Here is a 25,128-nt window from a genome sequence, read left to right on the forward strand (position 1 = left end):
CCCCACACCGAGCACCCCACCCACGCCCACCCCTTGGAATCACTCATCTAGCGGAGCGCTTCGGGCAGGGATGGAATCCGGTCGTGCGGGGTGGCACGGCCGGATCCGGACCCGTGGGGGCGGGGCCGGGTCGTCACCCTTCCGGGTCGACCGACTCCGGCTCCACCCCGAGCAGGTTGGCGACCTCCTCGACCACGGCTTCGTGGACAAGGAGGGCCATCTCGTCCGGATCCTTGGTCCGGATCTCCACGGGACGGCGGTAGACGACGATCCTGGCCCGACCCTCGGGGTCGGTCTCCAGGCGGGAGAAGGGGATCGTTTCGGATAGCTCGCCGAGAGGCGGGACCGGCGGAACGTCCTCCACTAGGAAGTCGACGTTCGCCAGCTCGCGTGCCCACAACCGTTCGAGGCGTTCGACCGCGTCCAAGACGAGGTCGTCGAAGGCCTGCGCTCGGCTGCGGTACACCGGTAGGTCGGAAGGCACGAGAGGACCGCGGATGCCTCGGCCGCGGCGGTCCCGGCGCCGGACTCGATCTGGTTGGCCACTGGAAAGGCGCACTCGTCGCACACTTCGAGCCTAAGCCATCACGGGCCCCTGACGTAGCCCCCATCCGATTCGGACCCGAAGGCCATGGTGGGGGCCGTGGAGCCCGCGAACCCGCTCGAAGCCGGCGAGTGGGTGCGAGTGGGTTCGGAAAACGTACAGCTCATGACACGATGCTGGCGTGTCCCTCGGTAAAGGCATACAGTCGAACGCTGTGAGCCATGTTCGACGCTGTTCCCGCACCGCGTGCAGGCAGCCCGCCGTATTCACGCTCACGTACGTCTACGCCGACTCCACCGCCGTCCTCGGACCGCTCGCCGCCTACGTGGAACCGCACTGCTACGACCTGTGCGCCATGCACGCCGAGCGCCTGACCGCGCCGCGCGGGTGGGAGGTGGTCCGGCTCCCGGTCGAGACGTCGGGCGGAGGCCCCGGCAGCGATGACCTGGAGGCGCTGGCGGACGCCGTACGTGAGGCGGCGCGGCCGCCCGCGCGTTCTGAGCCGTCCCCCGGAGAGCCGGTGGGCGAAGGGCAGGAGATCCTGCGCCGCGGCCACCTACGCGTGGTCAAGTCCGACCGCTCCGAACAGCGAGACCCTCGTCGCCCGCACGGCTGAACGAGTGTCCCTCCGGGCGATGCCCATGGGGCCCTCGGCCGGTACCTTGCTAGTTTTGTATGGCGTCCGGAACACGGGCGCTGGACCGAACTCGTGGCAGAACCGACCGGCCGGAGCAGAAGTGGTTGACCTCGGAAGCATCTTCAAGGCATACGACGTGCGCGGTGTGATTCCGGACACCTTCAACGCCGATATCGCCCGAGCGATCGGTGCGGCATTCGCCCGCGTGGTGGCCGCTTCCTCCGTCGTGGTCGCCCACGACATGCGGCCCTCCTCACCGGAGCTCGCCCACGCCTTCGCCGACGGTGTCACCTCCCAAGGCGTGGACGTGGTGTTCGCCGGACTCGGCTCCACCGACCTGCTCTACTACGGGTCCGGTGCCCTGGACATGCCCGGTGCCATGTTCACCGCCAGTCACAACCCCGCGGAGTACAACGGCATCAAGATGTGCCGGGCCGGGGCCGCGCCCATCAGTGGCGAGTCCGGCCTGGACGACATCCGTCGTCTCGCCGAGGAGAGCCTGAACGGGGGAGGGGTACCCGCCCACGACGGGCCGAAGGGCACCGTCGTCGAGAAGGACCTGCTCACCGACTACGCCGAATACCTGCGCGACCTGGTGGACCTGTCGGGTTCTCGGCCGCTCAAGGTCGTGGTGGACGCCGGCAACGGCATGGGCGGCCACACCGTCCCCGGAGTACTGCGCGACCTGCCGCTGGAGATCGTGCCCCTGTACTTCGAACTCGACGGCACCTTCCCCAACCACCCGGCCAACCCGCTGGACCCCGACAACCTGGTCGATCTCCAGGCCAAGGTGCGCGAGACCGGAGCCGATATCGGTCTGGCCTTCGACGGTGACGCCGACCGCTGCTTCGTCATCGACGAGCGGGGCGAACCGGTACCCCCGTCCGCGGTCACCGCGCTGGTCGCCGTCCAGGAACTGAAGCGCGAACCGGGCGCGACCATCATCCACAACCTCATCACCTCCGCGGCGGTCCCCGAGATCGTCGCCGAACACGGTGGCGAGCCCGTTCGCACCAGGGTCGGCCACTCTTTCATCAAGGCGACGATGGCCGAGAGCGGGGCCATCTTCGGTGGTGAGCACTCCGCCCACTACTACTTCCGGGACTTCTGGAAGGCGGACACGGGTATGCTCGCGGCGATGCACGTCCTCCGTGTCCTGGGGGCGGACCAACGGCCGCTCTCGCAGATCACGGAGGAGTACTCCCGCTACGCGGCCTCGGGTGAGATCAACTCGAAGGTCGACGACGCCTCCGGTCGCATGGCGGCGGTACGCGAGGCGTTCGTCGGACGGGACGGAGTCACCGTCGACGAACTCGACGGCCTCAGCGTCACCCTGCCGGAAGGGGCCTGGTTCAACCTGCGCGCCTCCAACACCGAGCCGCTCCTGCGGCTCAACGTCGAGGCCGCCGACGACACAGAGGTCGCGCGCCTGCGCGACGAGGTCCTGGACATTGTCCGTGCCTGACCCGACCTCGCACGAGGCCGGCACACGAGGAACGAGAATCATGAGCACGAAGATCGACGGCTGGCTGCTGGAGATCCTGGCCTGCCCGCAGAGCCAGGCGCCGCTGCGCCACGACCCCGAGACCGACGAGCTGGTCTGCGACGAGAGCGGCCTGGCCTACCCCATCCGGGACGGCATCCCGGTTCTGCTCGTCGACGAGGCGCGCAAGATCTCCCAGCCCTGAAGGCTGTTCTGTGGACCACGGGTAACCCCCGTGGCCCACGAAACAGCTTCAAACCCCTCACCCGGGGTCCTTCACGAGGTATTCCCGGCAGGATCGAAAAAGGTGCGGGCCGAAACGGAACGTTCTACTCGTTTCAGCAGTCATAGGGGGTACGTCGGTCGGGCGGTGGCCCACAGGGTCCCGTCCCTCCCAGCACACCGGACCGACGTACCCTGCCCGTACCCTGGTCCTGCGCGCCCCGCACAAGACGACCTCCCTGGAGGACACCGATGCCCGGTCCCGATTCGCTACTGCCGAGCGACCCCTCATCGTTCGGTGACTACAGCGTGACCGGACGACTCGGAAAAGGCGGCCAGGGCGTCGTCTACCTCGTCGAGGACCCCGACGGGGAGGAGTACGCGGTCAAGGTCCTCAACGACCAGTGGTCGCAGGACTCCGACCTGCGCAAGCGATTCGAGAAGGAGGTGCGGGCCGCCCAGCGGGTCGCGTCCTTCTGTACCGCGGCGATCATCGACGCCCGGCTCGATCACGATCCGCCCTACGTGGTGAGCGAGTTCGTTCCGGGCAAGGACCTCCAGGAGACCGTGGCCAAGGGACGCGCGGTTCGGGGCGCCGCGCTCCAGCGGCTGGCGGTGTCCACCGCGACCGCGCTCGTGGCCATCCACAAGGCGGGCATCGTCCACCGTGACTTCAAGCCCGGCAACGTGCTGCTGGGCCCGGACGGGCCGCGGGTGATCGACTTCGGCATCGCCCGGGTCGACGACGGCACCGCCACCATGACCAACTCGATCGTCGGTACGCCCTCCTACATGGCGCCCGAGCAGATCGAGGGGCGCGGGATCACCGACAAGTGCGACATCTTCGCGTGGGGGTGCGTGATCGCGTTCTCCTCCACCGGACGGGCGCCCTTCGGTTCCGACACGGTGCCCGCCGTGGTACACCGGGTGGTCAGCGCGCCGCCGGACCTGGACGGCGTCGACGACACGCTGCGCCCCATCGTCGAGTCGTGCCTGGACAAGAACCCCGACAACCGCCCCAACGCCCAGCAGCTCCTCATGCGACTGCTCGGGCACGAGGCCGACGAATCCGACACCGCCGACGCGTTCGAGCGGGGTGAGCGGGTCGCCCAGACCGGTCTGCTCAACGGGGCGCAGTTGCCGCCGGTCCAGCCACAGACGGGCCCCTACCCCCAGACCGGGCCACGCCCCGCAATGGCCTACCCGCCGGGAATCTCCGACCCGCGAACCGGTCAGAACCCCGGGTTCGCCAACCCCACCCCGGGCATGGGAAATCCCGGTGTGTCCGACCCACGGCCGGGGATGCCCGGGCACCCCATGGTCTCGGACCCCAGGCAGGGTGGCTACGCCATGCAGCCGGGTACGTCCGACCCGCGTCCCGGGCTGCCGGGGCAGCCGCAGCCCCCGCAGCAGTCCAGGCTCCCGCAGGCGGCGCAGCACGGCGCGAACCCCATGATGACCGGCGGGCTGCCCCCCAACCAGACTTACGGGGGCGGCTACCGGCAGCAGCGGAAGGACTCGGTGTTGCAGCAGGGCTGGGTCATCCCGCTCGTGCTCATCACCATCGTCATCCTGCTCCTGCTGGTGCTCATCCTCGCGATCAGCGGCTGACCGAGTGGGACCCGGGCACGCTCAGACCCGGGTGAGCTCGTTCATCGAACGCGAGACCGCCTCGTCCACCAGGTCGCGCACCCGGGGCCACCGGTCGTCGACGCAATCGCTGGGCATCACCGTGACGCTGTCGCTGCCGGACATCTCCAGGACGTCCTGGACGCCCTCCGGTGTGGTCAGGCGCGCGTGCGCGGTCACCGCCAGTACGCCCGAGGGCGGCATGCCCACGTCCTGCACCACCACGTACAGCGAGAGGCACGCCACACCGATCTCCAGGTCCAGGCGGGCCCACCAGTGGGTGGCTCCGGGGGTGAGCAGTACGCGCGCGGCCACCCCGGTCCCGGCGTCTGAAGTGCAGTCTCCGGAGGAGACCGTGGCGCGGGCCGTCGGGTCGAGCGCCCGCAGGATGAGCCCGACCGAGGCGCCACGGGAGCGCACGTGGTCCAGGACCCTTCTTCGGGTGACCGCGCTCAGCGGTGGCACGGGAGCGTCGAGCACGGGATCCGTCCTCGAACCCCATCCGATCTCCGCGCGCAACGCCTCGGTGACCAGCCGGGCGAAGTGGGTGACCAGTTCCGCGAAGTGTTCGCCTTCCTCCGGCCCGACCTGGTTCCGGGGCGCGGGGGTGCGCGGATCCGGGAGCAAGGGTGGGTGGTCGGCGCGCTGGAGCACTCTGGAGGCCAACACCCACGGCAGGATCCGAGCGGGTGCTCCTTCGGGAACGTCGTCGGGGGATGGCCCGTTCAGCTCGTCCAGCGTCCGCGCGCACTCCACGTAGACGTGGGCGGCACGGACCACCGGATGCGCGGGCACGATCGCGGCCTCGGCCAGGGCACGGGTGTGTTCGGCGGACAGTGGGGCCTGTGGCGGGCCCGAGGGGGCGAACAGCTCGGCCACCCGACCGGCGAGCCCGGCGATGTGGTCGGAGGTCATCGGGGGATGGGGCTCGACCGGGTCGACGAGCAGAAGGTCCGCGAGCGCAGGTCCGCCGCCCCACCCCTGGACACGGTCGTGGGTGAGGGAACGTCGAGCCGCGGCCCGGGCCCGCAGTGTCTGGCACTGGCGGTGCCGGGCCCAGAACGCCCGGAGGCGGTCGACGTCCGTGAGTTCTGTGCGCACGCGATCCGGGAGGGACTCCCGGGCGGGGGCGCCGAGTTGGCTGTCCACGTGTGTTCACGTAGCCCGGTGGCGGTTTGCCAAAACATGCCGAACGGTTGGTCTGGGTGTCCGGAGGCGGCCGTGGACACGAGTCAACCAAAGAGTTTCAAGAGCGTCGTGGGGTCGCTGGTGACCGGGTTCCGTCCTGTGGTGCTGGAGGCCGTCGTCCGGGCGTCCGAACAGAGTCGGGACCGTCGTACCTCAAAGGGTGGGGCGGAGCAGGCGCATCGCCTTCTCCTTCTCGAAGTCCATGGCCCGCGCGGGAGCCGGGGTCAGTCGACCCAACCGTTCACCATGAGCGCGCACCCGGGCCAGGACCTCGGGTTCGGCCAGGACCCGCAGGGCGAAGGAGAGCGCGGCCGGAGGGATGTCGAACTCGCGCTCCAGCTCCAGCCCACGGCGGATGGTCCGCAGGTCCTCCTCGGTGAACCGGCGGTGCCGGTGGCCGCGCCCGGTCGGTGGGTCCTGGGTGCGGGGAAGCAGCCCGAGTCCCTCCCGGTAGCGGAGCATGCGGGCCGTGCTGCCGACGCGGTCGGCGGCCGCCGAGATCGGCACCGGGGCGGGACCGGTGCAATCGCCGGGTTCGATGGAAGGAGTGTCGCGGGCGGCCATGTACGCGACTTTAACCCACCCCCACCTGTGCACGGGTGGAATCTAACGCTGCGTCGTCAACTTTGTGACCCGGGTCGTGATGCGCCCCTAGAATCGAGGTCGCCACCACGACTTGACGAGTGAGGAACCCATGGCATTCGACTTCAAGGTCGCCGATCTTTCCCTGGCCGAGTTCGGCCGCGACGAGATCCGCCTCGCCGAGCACGAGATGCCCGGACTCATGGCCACCCGTGCAGAGTACGGGGAGAGCAAGCCCCTCCGAGGCGCCCGCATCATGGGCTCCTTGCACATGACCGTGCAGACGGCGGTCCTCATCGAGACCCTCGTCGCCCTGGGCGCCGAAGTCCGCTGGGTCAGCTGCAACATCTTCTCCACCCAGGACCACGCGGCCGCCGCGGTCGTCGTCGGCCCCGACGGCACCGTCGACGACCCCAAGGGTGTCCCGGTCTTCGCCTGGAAGGGCGAGACCCTGGAGGAGTACTGGTGGTGCACCGAGCAGGCGCTCACCTGGCCGGGCGAGGGCCCCAACATGATCCTGGACGACGGTGGCGACGCCACCATGCTCGTCCACAAGGGCGCCGAGTTCGAGAAGGCCGGCGCCGTGCCGGACCCCTCCACCGCCGACAGCGAGGAGTTCGCGGTCGTCCTCAAGCTTTTGGGCGAGAGCCTGAAGAAGGACGCCGGTAAGTGGACCAAGCTCGCCGAGGAGATCCAGGGCGTCACCGAGGAGACCACCACCGGTGTGCTCCGCCTGTACGAGATGCAGCGTGAGGGCACCCTCGCCTTCCCGGCGATCAACGTCAACGACTCCGTCACCAAGAGCAAGTTCGACAACAAGTACGGCATCCGCCACTCGCTGCCGGACGGCATCATGCGCGCCACCGACGTCCTCATCGGTGGCAAGGTCGCCGTGATCTGCGGTTACGGCGACGTGGGCAAGGGCTCCGCGGACGCGCTGCGTGGCCAGGGCGCCCGCGTCATCGTCACCGAGATCGACCCGATCAACGCCCTCCAGGCCGCCATGGACGGCTTCCAGGTCGCCACCTTGGAGGACGTGCTGGACACCGGTGACATCTTCGTCACCACCACCGGCAACTTCAACGTGATCATGGCCGACCAGATCGCGCGCATGAAGCACCAGGCGATCGTCGGCAACGTCGGTCACTTCGACAACGAGATCGACATGGCCGGCCTGGCGAAGATCCCGGGCATCAAGAAGAAGGAGATCAAGCCGCAGGTCCACGAGTGGACCTTCGAGGACGGCAAATCCGTCCTGGTGCTCTCCGAGGGCCGCCTGCTCAACCTGGGCAACGCCACCGGCCACCCCAGCTTCGTGATGTCCAACAGCTTCACCAACCAGGTCATCGCGCAGATCGAACTGTTCACCAAGGTCGACGAGTACCCGACCGGCGTGTACACGCTGCCGAAGATCCTCGACGAGAAGGTCGCCCGTCTCCACCTGGACGCGCTCGGAGTCAGGCTGACCGAGCTCACCAAGGAGCAGGCGTCCTACATCGGTGTGGACGTGGCCGGGCCGTACAAGCCGGACCACTACCGCTACTGATGGACCTCCGGCGATGACAACGCCCTCGTACGAGGTAGCGGACCTCGGCCTCTCGCAGGCCGGGGTCCGTCGCGTGGCCTGGGCCGAACGCTCCATGCCCGTGCTGCGCAGCGTCCGTGAACGGTTCGCCGCCGAACGTCCCCTGGAAGGGTTGCGGGTGGCGGCGTGCCTGCACGTCACCGGGGAGACCGCCAACCTGCTGCGCGCCCTGCGATCGGGCGGCGCCCAGGTGTGGTTGGCCGCGTCCAACCCGCTCTCCACCCAGGACGACACCGCCGCCGCTCTGGTGGCGGAGTACGGGGTGGGCGTGCACGCCTGGGCCGGTATGGACACCGTCGCCTACGACCGAAACCTGGTCACCGTACTGGAGTCCCGCCCGCACCTGCTGCTGGACGACGGCTGCGACCTGGTGAACACGGTCCACGCCCACCGCCCCGACCTGCTCGAAGGTGTGCTGGGCGGCTGTGAACAGACCACCACCGGAGTGATCCGGCTGCGTCGGATGAGCGTGGCCGGAGAGCTCCGGGTTCCCATGGTGGCGGTCAACGACACCCGTACCAAGCGGATGTTCGACAACCGCTACGGCACCGGGCAATCCACCGTCGACGGGATCTTGCGGGCCACCAACACCCTGCTGGCCGGGCGGACCGTTGTCGTGGCCGGCTACGGCTACTGCGGCCGGGGACTGGCCGAACGCTTTCGTGGCATGGGCTCGAACGTGGTCGTCACCGAGGTCGACCCGGTCAAGGCCTTGGACGCCGTCATGCAGGGGTACACGGTCGCCACCATGGACGAGGCCGCGCCGGTCGGGGACGTGTTCGTCACCGCCACCGGAAATCGCCGGGTGATCGGGAGGGAGCACCTGGAGCGGATGCGGGACGGCGCGATCCTGGCCAACTCGGGCCACTTCGACCTGGAGATCGACCTACCGGCCCTGGAATCGCTGGCGATACGGGTGAACCACGGAGTGCGGGAACAGGCCGACGAGTACGTGTTCGAGGACGGTCGGAGCGTCCTGTTGCTGTCGGAGGGGCGACTGGTCAACCTCGGCGCCGCCGAGGGACACCCGGCCGCGGTCATGGACATGTCCTTCGCCGTACAGGCGTTGACCACGGAGTGGCTGGCCGGCGCGCACGAGGGCCTGGATCCGGACGTGGTCGAGGTACCGACCGAGATCGACAACGAGGTCGCGCGACTCGAACTGGCGGCCCTGGGCGTGGGGATCGACACCCTCACACCCGAACAGGAGGCCTACCTCAGCTCCTGGCGTCCCTGACTCACCCGTCCCTGACTCACCCGTCCCTGACTCACCGGGGCGGTCCGGGGTTGTGGGGTGGCGGTGTCCGACCGTCGTCACCGGGCCACTGCCACGGCGCCGGGGCCTGCGGGTACGGCCCCGGCTGCCGCCATTGGGCAGGGTTCGGGTCCGCGCCGGTCATCTTGTGCAGGCTGCGGCGGCGCCGTTCGGCCAGCACCGCGGCGAGGAAGACCGGGGGCGTGGTTCCCGGCGGCGGGGGCGGGCTGACCTGGGCGGCGACGGTGTCGGCCAACTGCGCGCCCATCTCGTGCCGGGTGTGCTCGGCCAGCTCGCCGTAGCGCAGCACGTACTGGCGGGCGGAGTCCGCGGCCTCCGGGGACAGCCGGGAGAGTTCGGCCCGGGCGGCCCAACCGGCCAGCTGCGGCGGCATCGGGACCTCCTGCCGTCTGCGGGGGACAGAGCGTTCCTCCACCACCATGGTCCCGGCCACGAAGTCACCGACGCGGCGGCCCTCCCGGTTGATCATCGAGGTGATCAGCGCGATCACGCCCGAGGTCATCCAGAACTCCACGACCCCGCTCAGCGCGCGGGCCAGCGCCTGACGGAACCGCTCCGGCGAACCGTCGGTGCCGACCACCCGCAGACCCAGCGCCATCTTGCCCAGGGAGCGCCCGCGCGAGAGCGTCTCGAACGCGGTCGGGTAACCGACCAGGATGAGGATCGTCAGTCCCAGGTAGATCGCGGCGGTCGCCGCCGGGTTCACGGAGACGCCGATCCACATCACCACCACGGCCAGAGCGAGTAGGGCGACGGCCTGAAGGATGACGTCGATGGCCAAGGCGGCGGCGCGGGTCGCGAACCCCGCGGGGCGCAACTCCAGCACCACCGCGTCCCCCGTCACCAGCGGCGTCACGCCGTAGACGTCACCGCGGGTATCGCCGCCGGGGTAGGACACCTGTACACGCTCCCTCTCCGAGTGTTCTGGAACCGTTCCACCGACACTACCCGGGCCGAGCACGAACCGGTCGCGGGGGAGCACGGTGGTCGGATCAAGATCCAGTAGTGTCCAATGCGTGGATATCGACGTCTTCTCCGCGGTGCACGCCCAGGAATGGGACCGGCTGGACGAACTGGTGCGCAGGCGCCGTTCGCTCACGGGTGAGGAGATCGACGAACTCGTCGAGCTCTACCAGAGGGTCTCCACACATCTGTCCGTGGTGCGCACCTCCGGACAGGACCCGGCGCTGTCGGGTCGGTTGTCGTCCCTGGTGGCCCGGGCACGGTCCGCCGTGACGGGCGCGCACTCCTCCGGTTGGGCCGACGTCGGTGGATTCTTCACCCGAAGCTTCCCGGCCACGCTGTACCGACTGCGCTGGTGGTGGATCGGTGTCACCGTCGGAACCCTGGTGGTCGCCACCGTGACGGGGTGGTGGGTCGCCGCCGACCCGGACGTGTTGGCGGCACTGGGCACCCCCGAGTCCGTCGCCCGCTACGTCGAGTACGAGTTCGCGAACTACTACACGGAGAACCCGGCGGGGTCGTTCGCCGCGCAGGTGTGGACCAACAACGCCTGGGTGGCGGCGCAGGCGATCATCTTCGGGGTGGCCTTCGGCCTGCCGACCCTCTGGGTGTTGCTGACGAACGCGATCAACGTGGGAATGGCCGGTGGCATGATGTTCGCCCACGGCCGCGGCGACGTCTTCTTCGCGCTGATCCTCCCGCACGGTCTGCTGGAGCTCACCGCGGTGTTCGTCGCCGGGGGCGTGGGGCTCAAGATCGGTTGGTCGCTGATCTCTCCGGGCGAGCGCACCCGATTGCGCGCCCTGGGCGAGGAGGCCCGGGCCGCCATCGGCGTGGCTCTGGGTCTGGCCGTGGTGCTGTTCATCTCGGGTCTCATCGAGGGCCTGGTGACCGGCTGGATCACCAACACCTGGGTCGCCATCGGCATCGGTGTGGCCGCCGAGGCGTTGTTCTTCCTGTACGTGTTCACCGTCGGCAAGCGCGCCTACCAGGCCGGTGAGACCGGCGACATCGAGGACGCCCCCGCCGCCGTCCCCGTCGCCGGTTAGCCCGACGCTCCGTGGCCGCGTTCCCGATACGCGCTGATGGGCGTTTCGGCCAGGCGATCGCGGACCAATCGTGTCTCCGGGTGGTCGGGGCCAAGGGCGTCGATGCGGCCGCTCAGGACACGACGGAAAATCTCCCGAGCACTGCTACGGTCGCCGCGTCGCAGTGCCAACAACCCCATCTTGTAAGCGGAGTTCAGGGTGAGCCGGTTCCGTTCACCCAACAGTCGACAGCGGACGTCATGGACTTCGTTGATCATCTGCTCCGCCAGTCGCAGATCGCCTGACCTCATCGCGGCGTATCCGAGGGCGTCCATCGCCGCCAGCGTTTCGGTGTCCTCCACGCCTTGGAGCCGCAGACGTGCCTCCAAGAGGGTTTCGAGTCGCTCCCGGGCTTTCGCCCAGTCGCCCCGTATCCCTGCGACCAGGGCGAGCTGATGTCGAGTGTCGAGGGTGCGGGGGGCCTCGACACCGAGCACCCGCTCCCGATCCGCAAGCAACGCGAGGTATTCCTGATCAGCCTCTGAAACACGGTCCTGGAAGAGCCACCCCTCGGCGAGTAGGTGCCTGGCTTGCAGGGTGAGCGGATGAATCGGACCCAAAGACTCTGTGGCGAAATCCCGAGTTCGGTTTCCGGCCCGCTCGGCCTCGGTGAATCGGGCCAGCTGGAGGTACGCGCGGATTCCGGCGAGGTCCATTCGTACGCGGAACGTGTCATCGCGTACCGGTAGGCGACGTGCCAGGAGACCCAGCGCGGTGAAGACGGCCAGTTCGAAGTGCGGATCTCGGTCACCTTGTCGCTCCAGAAGTCCGTCGACCTCCAGGAGTAAGGGAACGTCATCCTCGTTCAGTCCTGCGCTCACCGTCTCCGCGATCAGGGGATGCAGGAGCAGGGTGTGCTCTTCGCTCTGTGGAACGACGCGGACCAGGCCGTGGGACACCAGCGCGTTGACGCTCCGGGCGAAGGAAACTTCGTCCAACGGGTGCTCGGGACTGTCGAGCACCCCGCCCGCGAGCTCCGATATCGGTAGGCGGTGTAGAGGGACCGCTTGCCCCTGGGCGCCGAGTAGGGAAAGGACCCGCAGCAGGGGGACGGCGTGGGGATGCCGCTCGGTGACCAACCCCAGGGACAGCTCCCAGACCCCCGAGAGCGGCTTCCGTTCGCCATCCGCGCCGGTGACCGGCGGTGCGGCGAGTTCGTCGAGCTCGGTGACGTCCTCCTCCAGCCGCGAGAGCAGGGCCTGGGCGTCGGGGAAGAGCACTTGGTGGGTGGCGAGGACGCGACCGGCCAAGGACAGGGCGATCGGGACTCCGCCCAGCCGTTCGGCGAGTTCGGTCGCGCCGGGAAGTTCTCCCACACCCGCGTGGTCGGCCAGGGTGACGGCGGCGTCTTCAGGGTTCAGGACCTCGACCCGGTGCATGGTCGCCGGAGCCCAGAGCGCGGGGTCGTTCACGCGGCTGGTGACAAGGACGAATCCTCCGGGGCTGGAGCGCATCCAACCCCGCTGTTCGCCCGGGCGGTTCTCCGGGTCCAGCAGCTCGGGTCGGTCGGCGTTGTCGAGCACCAACAGCCAAGGTCGGGGAGCGGCGTCGAGGTGTCGCCAGACCCAGCGGGCAGCCGATCGAGGGGCGCCCTTCACCTGCTCGGCCTCGGTGCGCGAGGCGCCCATCTCCACGGCGACTTCCAGCATGCTCGGCAGGATCGCGTCGGGTCGGACCCAGAACACGGTCCACCCCTCGGCGCGCGCGTGTTCGGCGAGCGCCGCCGCCACGGTGGTCTTGCCGAACCCTCCGGGCCCGGTCAGAACGTGGGGCACGGGTACCCCGCGCATCATCGCGTTCCGGAGGGTCTCCATGAGCCCGTCACGTCCTCGCACGGTGGTGGCCGGGCGCGGAGGGTCCAGGGACACGTCCGCGACGGTCGTGGGCGCCTGAGGCGGGTTCACGGTGATGTCGCCGTGGATGTCGTGCACCTGGAGCAGTTGCCCGTAGACGGCGCCGTGGGCGGAGTTGTGAGCGTCGGGGGGTGGGGCCATGAACCTCATACTGCACGAAGGAGGCGCTCCCGTGCGGGGAGCGCCTCCTTCGACGACTCTTCGATGACCTCTGGGCGCTACAACCGGCCCTGGGCCTTGAGGTTGATGTAGGCGTCGGCCAGGGACGGGGCGATGCGCTCGGGGTCGGCGTCGACCACCTCGGCGCCCATCCGGCGCAGCTCGGCGCTGATCCGGTGTCGTTCGCTCATGGTGCGTTCGGCGGAGGCCGCCCGGTACAGGGCGCCGGCGCTTCCCCGTTCGGTCGCCATCTCCTCCACCTTCGGGTCCTTGATCCCCGCCACCAACAACAGGTGGTGCGAGGACAACAGTGGTAGTCGCGGCAGCAGACCCTCTTCGAGGGCGGTCGCGTTGAGGTCGGTCAACAACACCACCAACCGGCGGCTGCGCCCCTGGGAGAGCACCGTGCTGACCAACCCCGCCGGGTCCGACTCCACCAGCTCGGCCTCCAACGGCGCCATGGCCTCCACGACCCGGTGCACCTGGCTGCCCTTGCCCGAGGCCCTCACCTGGGCGCGCACGGCCCGGTCATAGGCCATGAAGTCCACCCGGTCGCCCGCCTTGCCGGCCAGCGCGGTGAGCAGCAGGGCCGCGTCCATGGCGTGGTCCAGCCGTGGGGTGTCGCCCACGCGTCCGGCGGAGGTGCGTCCGGTGTCCAGCACGATGAGGATGCGCCGGTCGCGTTCGGGTCGCCAGGTCCGCACCACCACACCGTCGTTGCGGGCCGTGGCGCGCCAGTCGATGGATCGGACGTCGTCCCCGGGGACGTAGTCGCGCAGTGAGTCGAACTCGCTGCCTTGACCACGCACCATCGCGGTGTGCTGTCCCTCCAGTTCGCGCAGTCGGGACAGCTTGCCCGGCAGGTGCCTGCGGCTGTGGAAGGGTGGCAGAGTCCGCACGGTCCACGGAGCCCGGATGGTGGCCTGGCGTCCGGCGAGTCCCAGCGGACCGACGCTGCGCACCGTGACCCCGGCGGATCGGGCGTCGCCGCGACGGGTCGGGGTGAGGGTGGTGGTGACCCGCCGTCGTTCACCCGCTCCCACCCGAAGGGGCTGTGCCTTGGGCGTGCCGTGCGAGCTGGGCGGCCAGGCGTCGCGCACCGAACCGCGCAGCCGACGCTTGGTCGGGTTGCCCACCAGGACCGAGACCGAAGCGGAGTCGCCCAGCCGCAACGAGGTGTCGCCTTCCCGGGACAACCGCATCCGGCGAGGGGAGGTCGCCAACGCCACGTCCAGCACGATGAGCAGCACCACCATGCCCACGGCGACGTAGGTGACGGGTTCACCGATCTGACCGGAGATCGCCACCGCGCACGTCGCGAGGAGCGCCAGGAGCACGGCCCGGCCGGTGACCACCATCAGCGCGGCACCGGGACGGAGGCGAGCACGCCGTCCAGGATCCCATCCGTGGTGGCGCCCTCCAGTTCGGCCTCCGGGCGCAGCCCGATCCGGTGCCGCAGGGTGCCCTTGGCCAGGGCCTTGACGTCGTCCGGGGTCACGTAGTCACGCCCCGACAGCCAGGCCCAGGCCCGGCTGGTGCGCAGCAGCGCCGTGGCACCACGAGGAGAGGCGCCGAGTCGCAGGGACGGTGAGTAGCGGGTGGCCCGGCACAGGTCCACGATGTAACCGAGGACCTCGGGGGCCACACGCACCTGCGCGACGGCGTTGCGGGCCGCCTGTAGTTCGGCCGCCCCCGCGACCGCGGTCACGCCGGCGGCGGCCAGGTCGCCCGGGTCGAACCCGGCCGCGTGCCTGCCGAGCATGTCGATCTCCGAATGGCGTTCGGGTAGCGGGATCGTCACCTTGAGCAGGAACCGGTCCAGCTGCGCCTCGGGCAGCGGGTAGGTGCCCTCGTACTCCACGGGGTTCTGGGTGGCCGCCACCATGAACGGGTCCGGTAGCGCCACCGGGGCGCCCTCCACCGTGACCTGCCGTTCCTCCATCGCCTCCAACAGGGAGGCCTGGGTCTTGGGCGGCGTCCGGTTGATCTCGTCGGCCAGCAGCAGGTTGGTGAAGACCGGGCCCTTCATGAACTCGAACTTGGCCGTGTGCTGGTCGTAGACGAGCGACCCGGTCACGTCGCCGGGCATCAGGTCGGGGGTGAACTGGACCCGCTTGTCGTCCAGGGACAGCGCGGCGGAGACCGTGCGCACGAGCAGTGTCTTGGCGACACCGGGCACACCCTCCAACAGGACATGGCCCCGGCACAGCAGTGCCACGACCAGCCCGGTCACCGTCTCGTCCTGGCCCACGACCGCCTTGGCCACCTCACGGCGCAGGGCGGTCAGTGCCGTCCTCGCCTCGTCGGCGGAGGGCAGTGCCTCGGGTGTGAACGCGCTCACGTGCCGTCTACCTCTCTCGATCCCTTGTCGGTTCTGGTCTGGGGAGAACACGCGACCCTTCGGTCCCGGTCCTTCGGTGTGTCGCCCGGAGTCGTGGGTCACCGCAGTTTCCGGGTGAGCTCGTCCAACGCTTCGCCGAGCCCGAGCATGGCTCCGTCATCGGCCACGTACGGGTCGTTCGGCCCTGGGTACAGCAGTTGTTCCAAGTGACGCGGATCGTCTCCGGTACGCGCGGCCAGTGTCGCCACCACGGTCTGCGCCCCGGAGTCGGCGTTCAGCCCCAGCTTGGGCACCGAACGTTCCAGGAAACCGTTGCGCAGCGCGGCCGCCACCCGGTCCCGTGCGTTGCGCGACCGGTACAGCCCGGCCCGACCCTCGGTGGTCTCCGAGGCGCGCACCACGACGGGCAACGACTCGTGGACCAGGGCGCCCATCCGCCGGCCCCGCCAGAGGGCGAGCAGCGACAACGTCAGGACGAGGGGCACCGCGGACCACAGCAGTCCGCCCGGGAGCAGGTCGACGATGTCGGAGCCGCCGACCTCCTCGGGGACGTCCGGGCGCAGCCACACGACGTTCTCCGCCGAGGCCAGGTTCAGGGCCAGCGCGGCGTTGCCGTCGGCGTCCAGGTCGCGGTTGGACAGGAAGGCGCCGGTGCCGACCACGGTGGTGGTGCCTCCGTGCGGAGAGTCCACCCTCATCAGCGCGGACCCGTCCTCGGACGGATAGCAGGCCTGGGCGACCACGTCCTCGCTCGCGGAGTACAGTTCACCGCCGACCTCGGCGGACCCCGCGGAGTCGGTTGCGGGCAGTGTGCACTCCGGCTCGAGGGACTCCTCGTCCTCGGTCCGTCCGGTCACGTCGGTTCCCGGAGCGAACGCTTTCAGTGAACGCAGCGAAGGCTGCACGAGCACGGTGTCCGTGCCCAGTTCGGAGAGCGTGGCCAGTTCCTCGGGCAGCAACCGGTGGTCGAGGAAGACCATCAGCACGGTGTCCTCGCCCGCGCGCTCCACGGCCCGAGCCGCGGACGCGGAGTCACGCGCCACGGTGACCTCGGAGTCCTCGCCCAGGAGCCGGGCGAGGGCCCGCGCACCCCCGGGTTCGGGGTTGTCCGGCTCAAGGTGGCCGGAGGGGAACTGTTCGCCGCCCAGGGACAGCAGGATCCCCACCAGGAGCAGGGCGAAGACCAGGGCCGCCGGGACTCGTACCGAGTGCCACAGTCGTCGGGCTCCAAGGTCGTGCCCGGGACGGGGCCGTTCCCCGGCCATGGACTCGGGGGCGGCCGGAGCGGTCGCCGTCATCGTGCCTCCTCCACGGTCTCGCCCCCGGCGAGCACCGGACGGGCGGCGCTGAGCCGAACGTCCAGTTCGCGCAGGGTGCGGGCGGAATCCGCGGTGGCGACCCGGTCGCCATAGACCACGTCGTTGAAGATGCGGGCGCCCTCGCGCAGCCCCTCGGCCTCTCCCGGTAGTACGTCGGAGGCCTCGGCCGCGAGCTCGGTGGCGGTGCGCCCGGCCCGGGGAGTGATGATGGTCCGGTCCTCCAGGTCCACGCTGATGGCGCGCAGCCGTTCGGTGACCGCCCGGGCGAACTCGCCGGCGGTCTCGTGTCGTTCGGCCGCGGCGCGGTGGTCGGCCGCCGAGTGGACGGCCCCCTCGTGGACGAGGGCGTCGAGACGCAGGTCGCGCCCCGGCCGCAGGTACACGACCAGCACGATCACGGCGATCGCCACGACGAGCAGGAGCAGGGCGGCCCACACCCAACCGGGAAGGTACCCCTCACCGGCGGCGATCAGGGCGTCGAACCACTTCCCCGACCAGGCCAGGAAGCGATCGATGATCGAGGGTTCGTGCTCGCCGTAGAGCGGGTCGGAGAGTTCCTCGATGGCGCGGCGTCGCCCCTCGTCCCGGGTCACCTCCAGGGGCGCGAACGTCGCCGGCCTCACGCGCGCGGCTCCGGAAGGTAGATCTCCGGGCCGCTCGACTCGCCCCGCTGGGCGGCCTGGTGCAGTTTCAGGTCGAGCCCCTCACGGCGCATCCGCAGATCGACGTAGAGCAAGGTGTTCACCCCGGCCACGAATGGTTGGGTGACGGCGTAGATCAGCACGGTGAGCAGGTAGGTGATCGCGCCGGCGAGGACCATGAGCCAGGCGGCGTCGGGGGCGGCCACGCTGATGACACCGGTGATCAGAGCCACCGGGCCGCTCAGGATCGTCTGCACCAGCATGACGATGAGCCCGGTGAGGAGCCAGTAGCCCAGGGTGCGCCACCAACCGCCCCGCGAGAGGCGCCAGGAACGCGCCATGGCCTGGAAGGGGCCGACCCGCTCCAACACGACTATCGGCATGGCGAAGTACAGCCGGATCCAGACCCACGTCGCGGGCGCGATCACCGCGACCGCCGCGAGCAGTCCGACCAGCAGGCCGATGGCCACTCCGGCCCCACCACCGGAGGAGTAGCCGACCATGACGCCGACGAGGATCGCGACGAACATCGCGATGAAGAACACCACGCCGATGACGAACCCGAGGAGCAGCTTCAACAGGGAGAGGCCGATGATGGCGCCGATCCGGCCACGGGCGGCCTCCCACGCCTGCTTCGGGGTGAGCTTGTGGCCGAGGATCGCCATGCCCGCGACCGCCGCCAGGAGGCCGAGCAGGATCGCCGCACCCAGGTAGACGATCAGCTCACCGATGTACATGAGGCCCATGACCAGCGGGGAGGACGGGAAGAGCGGTGCGTTCGGGTCGACGGCCGCCGGGTCGGCCATGACCTCGTCCAGGAACGTGGTGTAGTCGTCCAGGAAGATCGTCGAGGCGATCGAGCTGAGGATGGTCGCCAGCGCCATGACGACGAGGGCCGACCCCATGGTGGTCTTCGGGTTGTTGCGGACGTAGCTGAACGCCCCGTTGAAGATGTCACCGAGGCTCATGGGCCGCAGCGCCACCACGCCGGGCTTGGGGGCGTTGGGCCGCCCGGGGCCGTATCCGTGGCCGCCCTGGGGGGCGTTGCCGGGCGGGTACCCGGGGGGAGCGCCGTAGCCCGGGACACCGGACGGGGCACCCCCGGGCGGTGGCCCGTAGGAGGGATGCTGTCCGTAGGAGGGGTGCTGTCCGTAGGGGGGATGCCCACCGTGACCGGGTTGTGCGGGCGGTGCCGAGCCCGGGTCGTCGGTCCCCGCGGGAGGAGGCGTCGCCCCCCGGCCCGGAGCGGCCCATCCGGCGGCCGCGGGATTCGGGTCGGGAGAACCCTGGGCCGGCCGCTCGGACCCGCCGGAGCTCCCGGAGCCGGGCGACCGCTGTTCCTCGGTGCCGTCCGGGTTCTCCCCGGACGTGTCCCGGTGGCCGTCCTCCTGGCTCATCCGTTCCGCCCTCCGTGAGGTTCGGTTACTCTGCGCGAGCGTATTCGCGCCAATTCTGATCTGTCGGAAACCAACCTACCGGTCGGTTCCACCGCTCTTCGGTGGCCTCGGAGTGTGTCCCATGACAACCGACGCACTTCATTCCTTTTGTATGCTTTCTGTTACCAACCGGCCAAGTCACGTAGCCTTCCAGGTCTTCCTGGCCAGGGGCGACACCGCCGGTGGCCGAAAGCAGTCCAAAAGGGCCCAACACCGTTGACCACTCTTCCCACCTTGTCCATAGCCGGCAAGGTTGGAGAAGACGTAACGCGGTTCCCAGCGATCCCGAACCGGGGTCAGGGGGACCGAACCACTGACGCCGCTTGAGTGTTCCAGGAGAGAGGAGTAGGCGCCGAAACCCCGCGTCGCCCCAGGGCGACGTCGGCCCTACGGCGCCGGACACACCGATGAAGGGACGTGTACTGGTTGTCGACGATGACCTTGCCCTCGCCGAGATGCTGGGGATCGTACTGCGGGGTGAGGGGTTCGAGCCCTCGTTCGTCCACGACGGGGACAAGGCCCTGGAGGCCTTCCGCGAGACCAAGCCCGACCTGGTCCTCCTCGACCTGATGCTTCCCGGGGCCGACGGCATCGACGTGTGCCGTCAGATCCGCGCCGAGTCCGGGGTGCCCATCGTCATGCTCACGGCCAAGAGCGACACCGTCGACGTGGTGCTGGGCCTTGAGTCGGGTGCCGACGACTACATCGTCAAGCCCTTCAAGCCCAAGGAACTGGTGGCCCGCGTGCGGGTGCGTCTGCGCCGCACCGAGGAGCCCGCCCCCGAGGTCCTGCAGATCGGCGACATCAACATCGACGTCGCCGGGCACGCCGTGCGCCGCGACGGCGAGCAGATCAGTCTCACCCCGCTCGAGTTCGACCTGCTGGTCGCCCTGGCCCGCAAACCGCGTCAGGTGTTCACCCGGGAGGTGCTGCTCGAACAGGTCTGGGGCTACCGACACGCCGCCGACACCCGCTTGGTCAACGTGCACGTGCAACGTCTGCGCGCCAAGATCGAGAAGGACCCCGAACATCCCGAGGTCGTCGTGACCGTACGCGGTGTCGGCTACAAGGCCGGTACCGCCTGATCCGACCGAGATCCCCATGACCGTGTCCGAACCTGAGGAGGGGCGGCAGGCCGACCCCGAAGGGGAGCGGCCGGTCCCCTCCTCAGGGCTGCCCGCGTCCGAGGACGCCCCGAGGGAATCCAACTCGGGCCTGACCCGTGCCTACCTCCTCGCCCAGCGCGCCGCGCGCGCACTGGTGCGCGGGGTGCACACCAACTGGCGCCGTTCGCTGTACCTGCGGGTCATCAGCACGACCCTGGTCCTGTCCCTGCTGGTCCTGGTGGGACTGAGCTACGTCCTCATCTCCGAGGTCCGCGGCGGACTGTTGGAGGCCAAGGTGAACGCGGCGGTCAACGACCACCGCGCCGGCCTCAGCTACGCCGTGGCGGAGCTACAGGAGAACGAGACCAGTGACCGCGACCGTCTGCTCAACAACATCGCGCGTGAGCTGACCAGCCGCAGCGGTGAGACCGGGCTGTACGGCGTCATCGTGCTGCCCTCGGTCAGCGACGAACGCGGCTGGGCGACCGTCGACGAGGACACCGTCAACGAGAGCGTGCCCGAACGCCTGATCGAACAGGTCCGTCACTCCGAGATATCCGATCAGCAGTACCACACGTACACGCGGATCGAGACCGAGGACGGTTCCGTCGAACCCGCGCTGGTCGTGGGCGCCCAACTCACCCACGCCTACGAGCTCTACTACGTGTTCCCGCTCCAACACGAGCAGGAGATCCTGGACCTGGTCCAGAACACGGTCGCGCTCGTCGGCGTCCTGCTCGTGGTCCTCCTCGGGTTCATCGCGTTCATGGTCACCCGCATGGTGGTCGCCCCGGTCCGCTCCGCGGCGCAGTCGGCCGAACGGCTCTCCTCGGGCGACCTCTCCGAACGCATGACGGTGCGCGGCGAGGACGACATCGCCCGGCTCTCGATGTCCTTCAACGACATGGCGGGCAACCTCCAGGAGAAGATCCAGGAGCTGGAGGAGCTGTCCAAGGTGCAGCGGCAGTTCGTCTCCGACGTCTCGCACGAACTGCGCACCCCGCTCACCACCATCCGCATGGCCGGTGACCTGCTCTTCGACGATCGAGAGGCGCTCGACGCCTCCCACCGGCGTTCGGTGGAACTCCTCCAGAGCCAGGTGGAACGCTTCGAGGAACTGCTCTCGGACCTGTTGGAGATCAGCCGACACGACGCGGGGGCGGCCACCCTGGGCATCGAATCCTCCGACATTCGGGACTCGGTGATGAAGGCGGTCGGCGACGCCGAGCAGATCGCCGAACGCCGTGGCATCAAGGTGATCCTGCGCCTGCCCGTCGAACCCTGCATGGCCGAGTTCGACACCCGACGCATCAACCGCATCCTGCGCAACCTGGTGGTCAACGCCATCGAGCACAGCGAGGGACGCGACGTCGTGGTCGCCGCCGCCGGAGACCGCGACGCCATCGCGGTGGCCGTTCGCGACTACGGTGTGGGTCTCAAGGAGGGGGAGGAGCACCTGTGCTTCGACCGCTTCTGGCGGGCCGACTACTCCCGGGTGCGCACCACCGGGGGCACCGGCCTCGGGCTGCCCATCGCCAAGGAGGACGCCACCCTGCACGGCGGTTGGCTCCAGGCGTGGGGCATGCCCGGCCAGGGTTCCCAGTTCCGGTTGTCCCTGCCCCGACGCTCCGGCACCGAGCTGCGTGGTTCGCCGCTACCGCTGGTACCTCCGGAGATCGCCTTGGGCCGCAACAACTTCACCGCCCCGGGTGAAACGTCCGCCAAGGTGCGCGGTGGCACCGAAGACGAGGAGGCACCGTGAGCCAGAAGGCACGAACGGTCGCGTCGCCCCCGCGGACGCCACGACCGGGCGTAACGGCCCGGCGGTGGTCGTCCCGGATCGCTCGGAGCCTCGGAGCCGCCGCGCTCGCCTGTGTGGCCCTCGCGGCGTGCGCCACCGTCCCCATGACCGGCCCGGTGGTCCCCGGAGAGGGCGGCGACGTCTCCGGCGACCCCTATGACGGCTACGTGCGGTTGCTGCCCGCCGGCCCGCAGCCCGGAGTGGCCCCCGAGGGGCTTGTCGACGGGTTCCTCAAGGACATGGGCAGTTTCGAGGAGGACCACAAGGCGGCGCGCAGCTACATGCTGCCCGAGACCGCTCAGACGTGGTCCCCCGACGGCGGCGTGAGCGTGTTCAACGACCTCGACGCCGCCGACTTCGACGCCGAGATCAGCAACGACGGCCTCACCGCCCGCGTCCTGGTGCGCAGCAACCTGGTGGCGACCATCGACGAGAGCGGCAAGTACGTCCCCACCCAGTCCTCGGCAACCCTCCTGGAGGAGACGTTCACCCTGGCCCGAGAGGACGGCGACCCCGAGGGCGAGTGGCGGATCCAGGACCTGCCGGACGAACTGCTGCTGAGCGCGCTCGACATCGAACGCACCCATCGGCCGTTCAACCTCTACTACTTCAACGCCGAGCGCACGGCCCTGGTCCCCGACCCGGTCTACCTGCCGGTGAGCCCCGACCAACCGGCCGAGCGTCTGCTCCGTAAGCTCATCGCCGGCCCCACCGCCTGGCTCGGGCCCGCGGTGTCCTCCGCGTTCCCCGAGCAGGCCGCCACCCGGCTGGAGGTCGACGCCCAGCACGCGGTGATCAACGTCAGCGGCGTCGCCGAGGTCGATGAGTACGACATGGCGGCCCAGATCGCCTGGACGCTGCGTCAACTGCCCGAGGTCCAGGAGTTCACCCTCAAGGTCAACGGCGAAGAGGTCGCCTTCCCCGATTCCGACGGGGAGAGCGCCGACCGGCCACGCCCCGGCAGCGATCTGTGGGCCAGGGTGAGTCCCGGGGCGACCTCCTCCGACATCCGCGGTTACTACACCCACGAGGGACAGCTGTGGTCGGCCTCCGACTGGACGGCGGAGAACTTCGGCGACGCCGAACCGGTCCCCGGCCCGCTCGGTCGCGGTGACCTGACACTCGACCGGTTCGCGGTCTCGCTCGACCAGAGCACCATCGCCGGCATCACCCTCGGTGGGAGCGAGGTCGTCACCAGCCTCGCCAGCCCGGGCGCCCAGACCCGGGAGGTCCTCGACGAGGGCCTGTTCACCGACCTGTCCTGGGACATCGACAACAACCTCTGGGTGGTGGAGGAGACCAAGGACGAGGACGAGGAGAGCGAGGACGACGAGGAGGGCGCGGGGCGGGAGCCGGAAGGGGACCCGAACCTCAGTGGAACGGGAGCCGAGGAACCGCCCGAACCGGGCGACAGCGCCCTGTGGATGCTCCGCGACGGCGACGAGGTCGTCCGCGCCCAGGTGAGCGGCCTGCGCGACCACTCCCTGGTGAGTTTCCGGATTTCCCGGGACGGCGCGCGTGCGGTGGTCATCACCGAACAGGACGGTGAACGAGCGCTCAAGGTCGGCCGGGTGGTCGAGGACCACGACGGTCAGGTCTCCGTGGGCGGGTTCATCACCCTCGCCCAAGAGCTGGAGGACGTCACCGCGGTCGCCTGGCGCTCCAGCGACCAGCTGGTGGTGTTGGGCAGCAGGGACGGTGGCACGCACCAGGCGATGCTGGTGGCGTTGGACGGGGGCACCCCCGCGGCCAGCGCGGGCACCCCCGCCGCGGGCATGGTCACCATCTCCGGAGCGCCCGGGCAGCCCCTGCTCGCCGGTTCCGACGACGGCAACATCTGGGCTTCCAACGACCCGCTGAACTGGCAGAACGTCGTCGAGGGCGGAGCGCCCACCTTCCCGGGCTGACCCGTCGAACAGACGAACGCGCACGGCCCGACGACTGTGGGGTGCCGAGTTGTCCACAGGTTCGAGAACGGCACTGGTGGAGCGGCCCACGATCTCGCACCCTTGAGGGCATGGACCAAGACGGCGCACCCTCACGGGGGTGGCTCCCGAGCCTGTCGTCCGGGCTCGTGCACCACCTGGCGGCCCTTCTCACCGCACTCCTGGACCTCCTACTGCCACAGCGCTGCGCGGGCTGCTCCGCGCCCCATGGTCCGCTGTGCCCCGACTGCCGGACGTTGCTCGCCCAGAGGCCGCGCCCCTGTGTTCCACGGAGGGGATGCCCACCGACCTGGGCGGCGGGCGGGCACGCGGGGCGGGAACGTCGGGTCCTGCTGGCCTACAAGGAACACGGTGACGGGCGGTTGGCCGGTGTGCTGGGGGAGAGGCTCGCCAGGACACTGTGGGCGTCGGGCCGCGCCGGTCCGGACGTGCTCCTCGTCCCGGTCCCGGGCCGCTGGGGCACCGGGGTGGGAAGCGGTCGGGTGGCGCGACTGACGCGGGAGTGCGTCCGCGGCGCGGGCCCCTCCGGAGCGGCCGGAACGGCGTCCGTCCTCGCGTATCGGCGCCCGGTCGGACCTCAGGTGGGGCTGGACCGGGCACAACGTCTGACCAACCGGGCCGGGGTGTTCACGGCCCGTCCACACGCGCGGCTCGAACACGGTGGGCGGGTCGAAACGGCCGGCCGACCGGTCGTGATCGTGGACGACGTCCTCACCACCGGTGCGACGCTCACGGAGGCGGCCCGAGCCCTGCGGGCCGAGGGCGCCCGGGTCGTGGGCGCGGTCGTGCTGGCGGAGCGGGGGCGGGCGTCGCAACGACCGACTTCGAGCGCGGGCAATGTTCGAGGGCCAAGGTTTTACAAACCCCCCTGAACAGGCGAAAGATGCCTTTCTGTAAGGCTTTGCGGGCCTGAGAGGTGGATCGAGGGCCGGTTCTCCACCTGACATACGGGCCCGGACAGGTTACGGTCCAGGTATGGCACCCGTCCGGGTCCGTGGTTGCGTCGGAATCTCCGAGCCTCCGGGAACACCGGAGAGCTCCTCCGGCAAGCCGATGCCAGGCGCAGGCGAAACGGCCCACGTAAGGCGACTTTTCGTCGACCGATCACGGTGCGCCTTAGAGGTAAGTCCTGCCCCGCGGAGGGTCCCGATGTCCCTCATGACAGGGAGAAGAGCAGTAGTCGCGATCAAGAGCGGCGACACTCTCAGCAGGCGGATGTGGGGACGAAGACCAGGTCGGCCGGACGGGTGGCATGCCGACGTGCGGGGGTCCGACGTGTCCGGGGTGAAGGCCCCGCGGGCGTGGGTCCCCTGCCGTTCCCAGGGCCGG

The 25,128-nt window shown here is 69.7% G+C and carries 21 protein-coding genes; 11 read left to right on the forward strand and 10 right to left on the reverse strand.

The window, feature by feature from the left end:
- Positions 1 to 133: 133 nt before the first annotated feature.
- Positions 134 to 484 (reverse strand): metallopeptidase family protein, encoded by a 351-nt coding sequence (locus NLI01S_RS21090; protein WP_067607306.1) that lies wholly within the window; start codon positions 482 to 484, stop codon positions 134 to 136.
- A 274-nt stretch (positions 485 to 758) separates the two neighbouring features.
- On the opposite strand from NLI01S_RS21090, the gene NLI01S_RS21095 reads away from it, so the two are divergent.
- From NLI01S_RS21095 to NLI01S_RS21110, 4 genes are all read left to right on the forward strand, one after another.
- Positions 759 to 1,160, forward strand: a complete 402-nt coding sequence (locus NLI01S_RS21095) for a DUF3499 domain-containing protein (protein ID WP_067607308.1) — start codon at positions 759 to 761, stop codon at positions 1,158 to 1,160.
- Positions 1,161 to 1,281: 121 nt separating this feature from the next.
- On the forward strand, positions 1,282 to 2,646 hold the full coding sequence (locus NLI01S_RS21100; RefSeq protein WP_067607310.1) for a phosphomannomutase/phosphoglucomutase: 1,365 nt from the start codon (positions 1,282 to 1,284) through the stop codon (positions 2,644 to 2,646).
- A 40-nt stretch (positions 2,647 to 2,686) separates the two neighbouring features.
- Entirely contained in the window at positions 2,687 to 2,869 is a 183-nt protein-coding gene (locus tag NLI01S_RS21105) for a Trm112 family protein (RefSeq protein WP_067607312.1), read from the forward strand.
- Positions 2,870 to 3,138: 269 nt separating this feature from the next.
- The gene (locus tag NLI01S_RS21110) at positions 3,139 to 4,497 is read left to right on the forward strand and encodes a serine/threonine-protein kinase (RefSeq protein ID WP_067607313.1); all 1,359 of its coding nucleotides are present in this window, start codon (positions 3,139 to 3,141) and stop codon (positions 4,495 to 4,497) included.
- Positions 4,498 to 4,518: 21 nt separating this feature from the next.
- Here NLI01S_RS21110 and NLI01S_RS21115 read toward each other — a convergent pair whose 3' ends face one another.
- Both NLI01S_RS21115 and NLI01S_RS21120 read right to left on the reverse strand, forming a co-directional pair.
- On the reverse strand, positions 4,519 to 5,664 hold the full coding sequence (locus tag NLI01S_RS21115; RefSeq protein WP_067607315.1) for a hypothetical protein: 1,146 nt from the start codon (positions 5,662 to 5,664) through the stop codon (positions 4,519 to 4,521).
- A 192-nt stretch (positions 5,665 to 5,856) separates the two neighbouring features.
- Complete coding sequence (locus tag NLI01S_RS21120) at positions 5,857 to 6,267, reverse strand: MerR family transcriptional regulator (protein ID WP_067607317.1); 411 nt, start codon at positions 6,265 to 6,267, stop codon at positions 5,857 to 5,859.
- A gap of 130 nt (positions 6,268 to 6,397) precedes the next feature.
- Between NLI01S_RS21120 and ahcY (NLI01S_RS21125) the strand changes: the two genes are divergently transcribed.
- The gene (ahcY, locus tag NLI01S_RS21125; protein WP_067607319.1) at positions 6,398 to 7,831 is read left to right on the forward strand and encodes an adenosylhomocysteinase; all 1,434 of its coding nucleotides are present in this window, start codon (positions 6,398 to 6,400) and stop codon (positions 7,829 to 7,831) included.
- 13 nt (positions 7,832 to 7,844) lie between these two features.
- Positions 7,845 to 9,107 (forward strand): adenosylhomocysteinase, encoded by a 1,263-nt coding sequence (gene ahcY / locus NLI01S_RS21130; RefSeq protein ID WP_067607321.1) that lies wholly within the window; start codon positions 7,845 to 7,847, stop codon positions 9,105 to 9,107.
- A gap of 31 nt (positions 9,108 to 9,138) precedes the next feature.
- Here ahcY (NLI01S_RS21130) and NLI01S_RS21135 read toward each other — a convergent pair whose 3' ends face one another.
- Positions 9,139 to 10,044, reverse strand: coding sequence for an RDD family protein (locus NLI01S_RS21135; RefSeq protein ID WP_084392776.1), 906 nt, complete (start codon positions 10,042 to 10,044; stop codon positions 9,139 to 9,141).
- A gap of 118 nt (positions 10,045 to 10,162) precedes the next feature.
- On the opposite strand from NLI01S_RS21135, the gene NLI01S_RS21140 reads away from it, so the two are divergent.
- Positions 10,163 to 11,158, forward strand: coding sequence for a stage II sporulation protein M (locus NLI01S_RS21140; RefSeq protein ID WP_067607323.1), 996 nt, complete (start codon positions 10,163 to 10,165; stop codon positions 11,156 to 11,158).
- Here NLI01S_RS21140 and NLI01S_RS21145 read toward each other — a convergent pair.
- The 6 genes from NLI01S_RS21145 to NLI01S_RS21170 form a co-directional block, all read right to left on the reverse strand.
- A complete protein-coding gene (locus NLI01S_RS21145; RefSeq protein WP_067607359.1) occupies positions 11,155 to 13,191 on the reverse strand; it encodes a tetratricopeptide repeat protein in 2,037 nt (678 codons plus the stop codon). The two genes, NLI01S_RS21140 and NLI01S_RS21145, sit on opposite strands and share 4 nt — an antisense overlap.
- Before the next feature lie 77 nt (positions 13,192 to 13,268).
- Entirely contained in the window at positions 13,269 to 14,567 is a 1,299-nt protein-coding gene (locus tag NLI01S_RS21150) for a DUF58 domain-containing protein (protein ID WP_067607325.1), read from the reverse strand.
- On the reverse strand, positions 14,567 to 15,550 hold the full coding sequence (locus tag NLI01S_RS21155) for an AAA family ATPase (RefSeq protein ID WP_067607362.1): 984 nt from the start codon (positions 15,548 to 15,550) through the stop codon (positions 14,567 to 14,569). The genes NLI01S_RS21150 and NLI01S_RS21155 overlap by 1 nt, the downstream gene beginning before the upstream one ends.
- Positions 15,551 to 15,648: 98 nt before the next feature.
- Positions 15,649 to 16,848, reverse strand: coding sequence for a DUF4350 domain-containing protein (locus tag NLI01S_RS21160; protein ID WP_067607327.1), 1,200 nt, complete (start codon positions 16,846 to 16,848; stop codon positions 15,649 to 15,651).
- A complete protein-coding gene (locus NLI01S_RS21165; protein WP_067607329.1) occupies positions 16,845 to 17,492 on the reverse strand; it encodes a DUF4129 domain-containing protein in 648 nt (215 codons plus the stop codon). The genes NLI01S_RS21160 and NLI01S_RS21165 overlap by 4 nt, the downstream gene beginning before the upstream one ends.
- Positions 17,489 to 18,907 (reverse strand): glycerophosphoryl diester phosphodiesterase membrane domain-containing protein, encoded by a 1,419-nt coding sequence (locus tag NLI01S_RS21170; RefSeq protein WP_067607331.1) that lies wholly within the window; start codon positions 18,905 to 18,907, stop codon positions 17,489 to 17,491. The genes NLI01S_RS21165 and NLI01S_RS21170 overlap by 4 nt, the downstream gene beginning before the upstream one ends.
- A gap of 446 nt (positions 18,908 to 19,353) precedes the next feature.
- Here NLI01S_RS21170 and mtrA point away from each other — a divergent pair, with 446 nt between their 5' ends.
- The 4 genes from mtrA to NLI01S_RS21190 all read left to right on the forward strand — a co-directional run bounded on the left by mtrA (position 19,354) and on the right by NLI01S_RS21190 (position 24,671).
- Positions 19,354 to 20,031 (forward strand): MtrAB system response regulator MtrA, encoded by a 678-nt coding sequence (mtrA, locus tag NLI01S_RS21175; RefSeq protein ID WP_067607333.1) that lies wholly within the window; start codon positions 19,354 to 19,356, stop codon positions 20,029 to 20,031.
- A gap of 16 nt (positions 20,032 to 20,047) precedes the next feature.
- Positions 20,048 to 21,814 (forward strand): MtrAB system histidine kinase MtrB, encoded by a 1,767-nt coding sequence (mtrB, locus tag NLI01S_RS21180; protein WP_067607336.1) that lies wholly within the window; start codon positions 20,048 to 20,050, stop codon positions 21,812 to 21,814.
- Positions 21,815 to 21,891: 77 nt separating this feature from the next.
- Positions 21,892 to 23,760 carry an LpqB family beta-propeller domain-containing protein gene (locus NLI01S_RS21185; RefSeq protein ID WP_067607364.1) on the forward strand — a complete coding sequence of 623 codons (1,869 nt, stop codon included), beginning with the start codon at positions 21,892 to 21,894 and terminating at the stop codon, positions 23,758 to 23,760.
- A gap of 110 nt (positions 23,761 to 23,870) precedes the next feature.
- Complete coding sequence (locus NLI01S_RS21190) at positions 23,871 to 24,671, forward strand: ComF family protein (protein ID WP_067607338.1); 801 nt, start codon at positions 23,871 to 23,873, stop codon at positions 24,669 to 24,671.
- The last annotated feature ends 457 nt before the right edge of the window (positions 24,672 to 25,128 follow it).

The sequence above is a fragment of the Nocardiopsis listeri NBRC 13360 genome (assembly GCF_001570765.1).
GTDB lineage: Bacteria > Actinomycetota > Actinomycetes > Streptosporangiales > Streptosporangiaceae > Nocardiopsis > Nocardiopsis listeri.

Excerpts from the sequence above, each read along its gene's own strand:
- NLI01S_RS21105 (WP_067607312.1), top strand. The coding sequence starts at position 2,687 with ATGAGCACGAAGATCGACGGCTGGCTGCTGGAGATCCTGGCCTGCCCG.
- NLI01S_RS21190 (WP_067607338.1), top strand. The coding sequence starts at position 23,871 with ATGGACCAAGACGGCGCACCCTCACGGGGGTGGCTCCCGAGCCTGTCG.
- NLI01S_RS21160 (WP_067607327.1), bottom strand. The coding sequence starts at position 16,848 with ATGACGGCGACCGCTCCGGCCGCCCCCGAGTCCATGGCCGGGGAACGG.
- NLI01S_RS21110 (WP_067607313.1), top strand. The coding sequence starts at position 3,139 with ATGCCCGGTCCCGATTCGCTACTGCCGAGCGACCCCTCATCGTTCGGT.
- NLI01S_RS21145 (WP_067607359.1), bottom strand. The coding sequence starts at position 13,191 with ATGGCCCCACCCCCCGACGCTCACAACTCCGCCCACGGCGCCGTCTAC.
- NLI01S_RS21120 (WP_067607317.1), bottom strand. The coding sequence starts at position 6,267 with ATGGCCGCCCGCGACACTCCTTCCATCGAACCCGGCGATTGCACCGGT.
- NLI01S_RS21150 (WP_067607325.1), bottom strand. The coding sequence starts at position 14,567 with ATGGTGGTCACCGGCCGGGCCGTGCTCCTGGCGCTCCTCGCGACGTGC.
- mtrA (WP_067607333.1), top strand. The coding sequence starts at position 19,354 with ATGAAGGGACGTGTACTGGTTGTCGACGATGACCTTGCCCTCGCCGAG.
- mtrB (WP_067607336.1), top strand. The coding sequence starts at position 20,048 with ATGACCGTGTCCGAACCTGAGGAGGGGCGGCAGGCCGACCCCGAAGGG.
- NLI01S_RS21170 (WP_067607331.1), bottom strand. The coding sequence starts at position 18,907 with ATGAGCCAGGAGGACGGCCACCGGGACACGTCCGGGGAGAACCCGGAC.
- ahcY (WP_067607321.1), top strand. The coding sequence starts at position 7,845 with ATGACAACGCCCTCGTACGAGGTAGCGGACCTCGGCCTCTCGCAGGCC.
- ahcY (WP_067607319.1), top strand. The coding sequence starts at position 6,398 with ATGGCATTCGACTTCAAGGTCGCCGATCTTTCCCTGGCCGAGTTCGGC.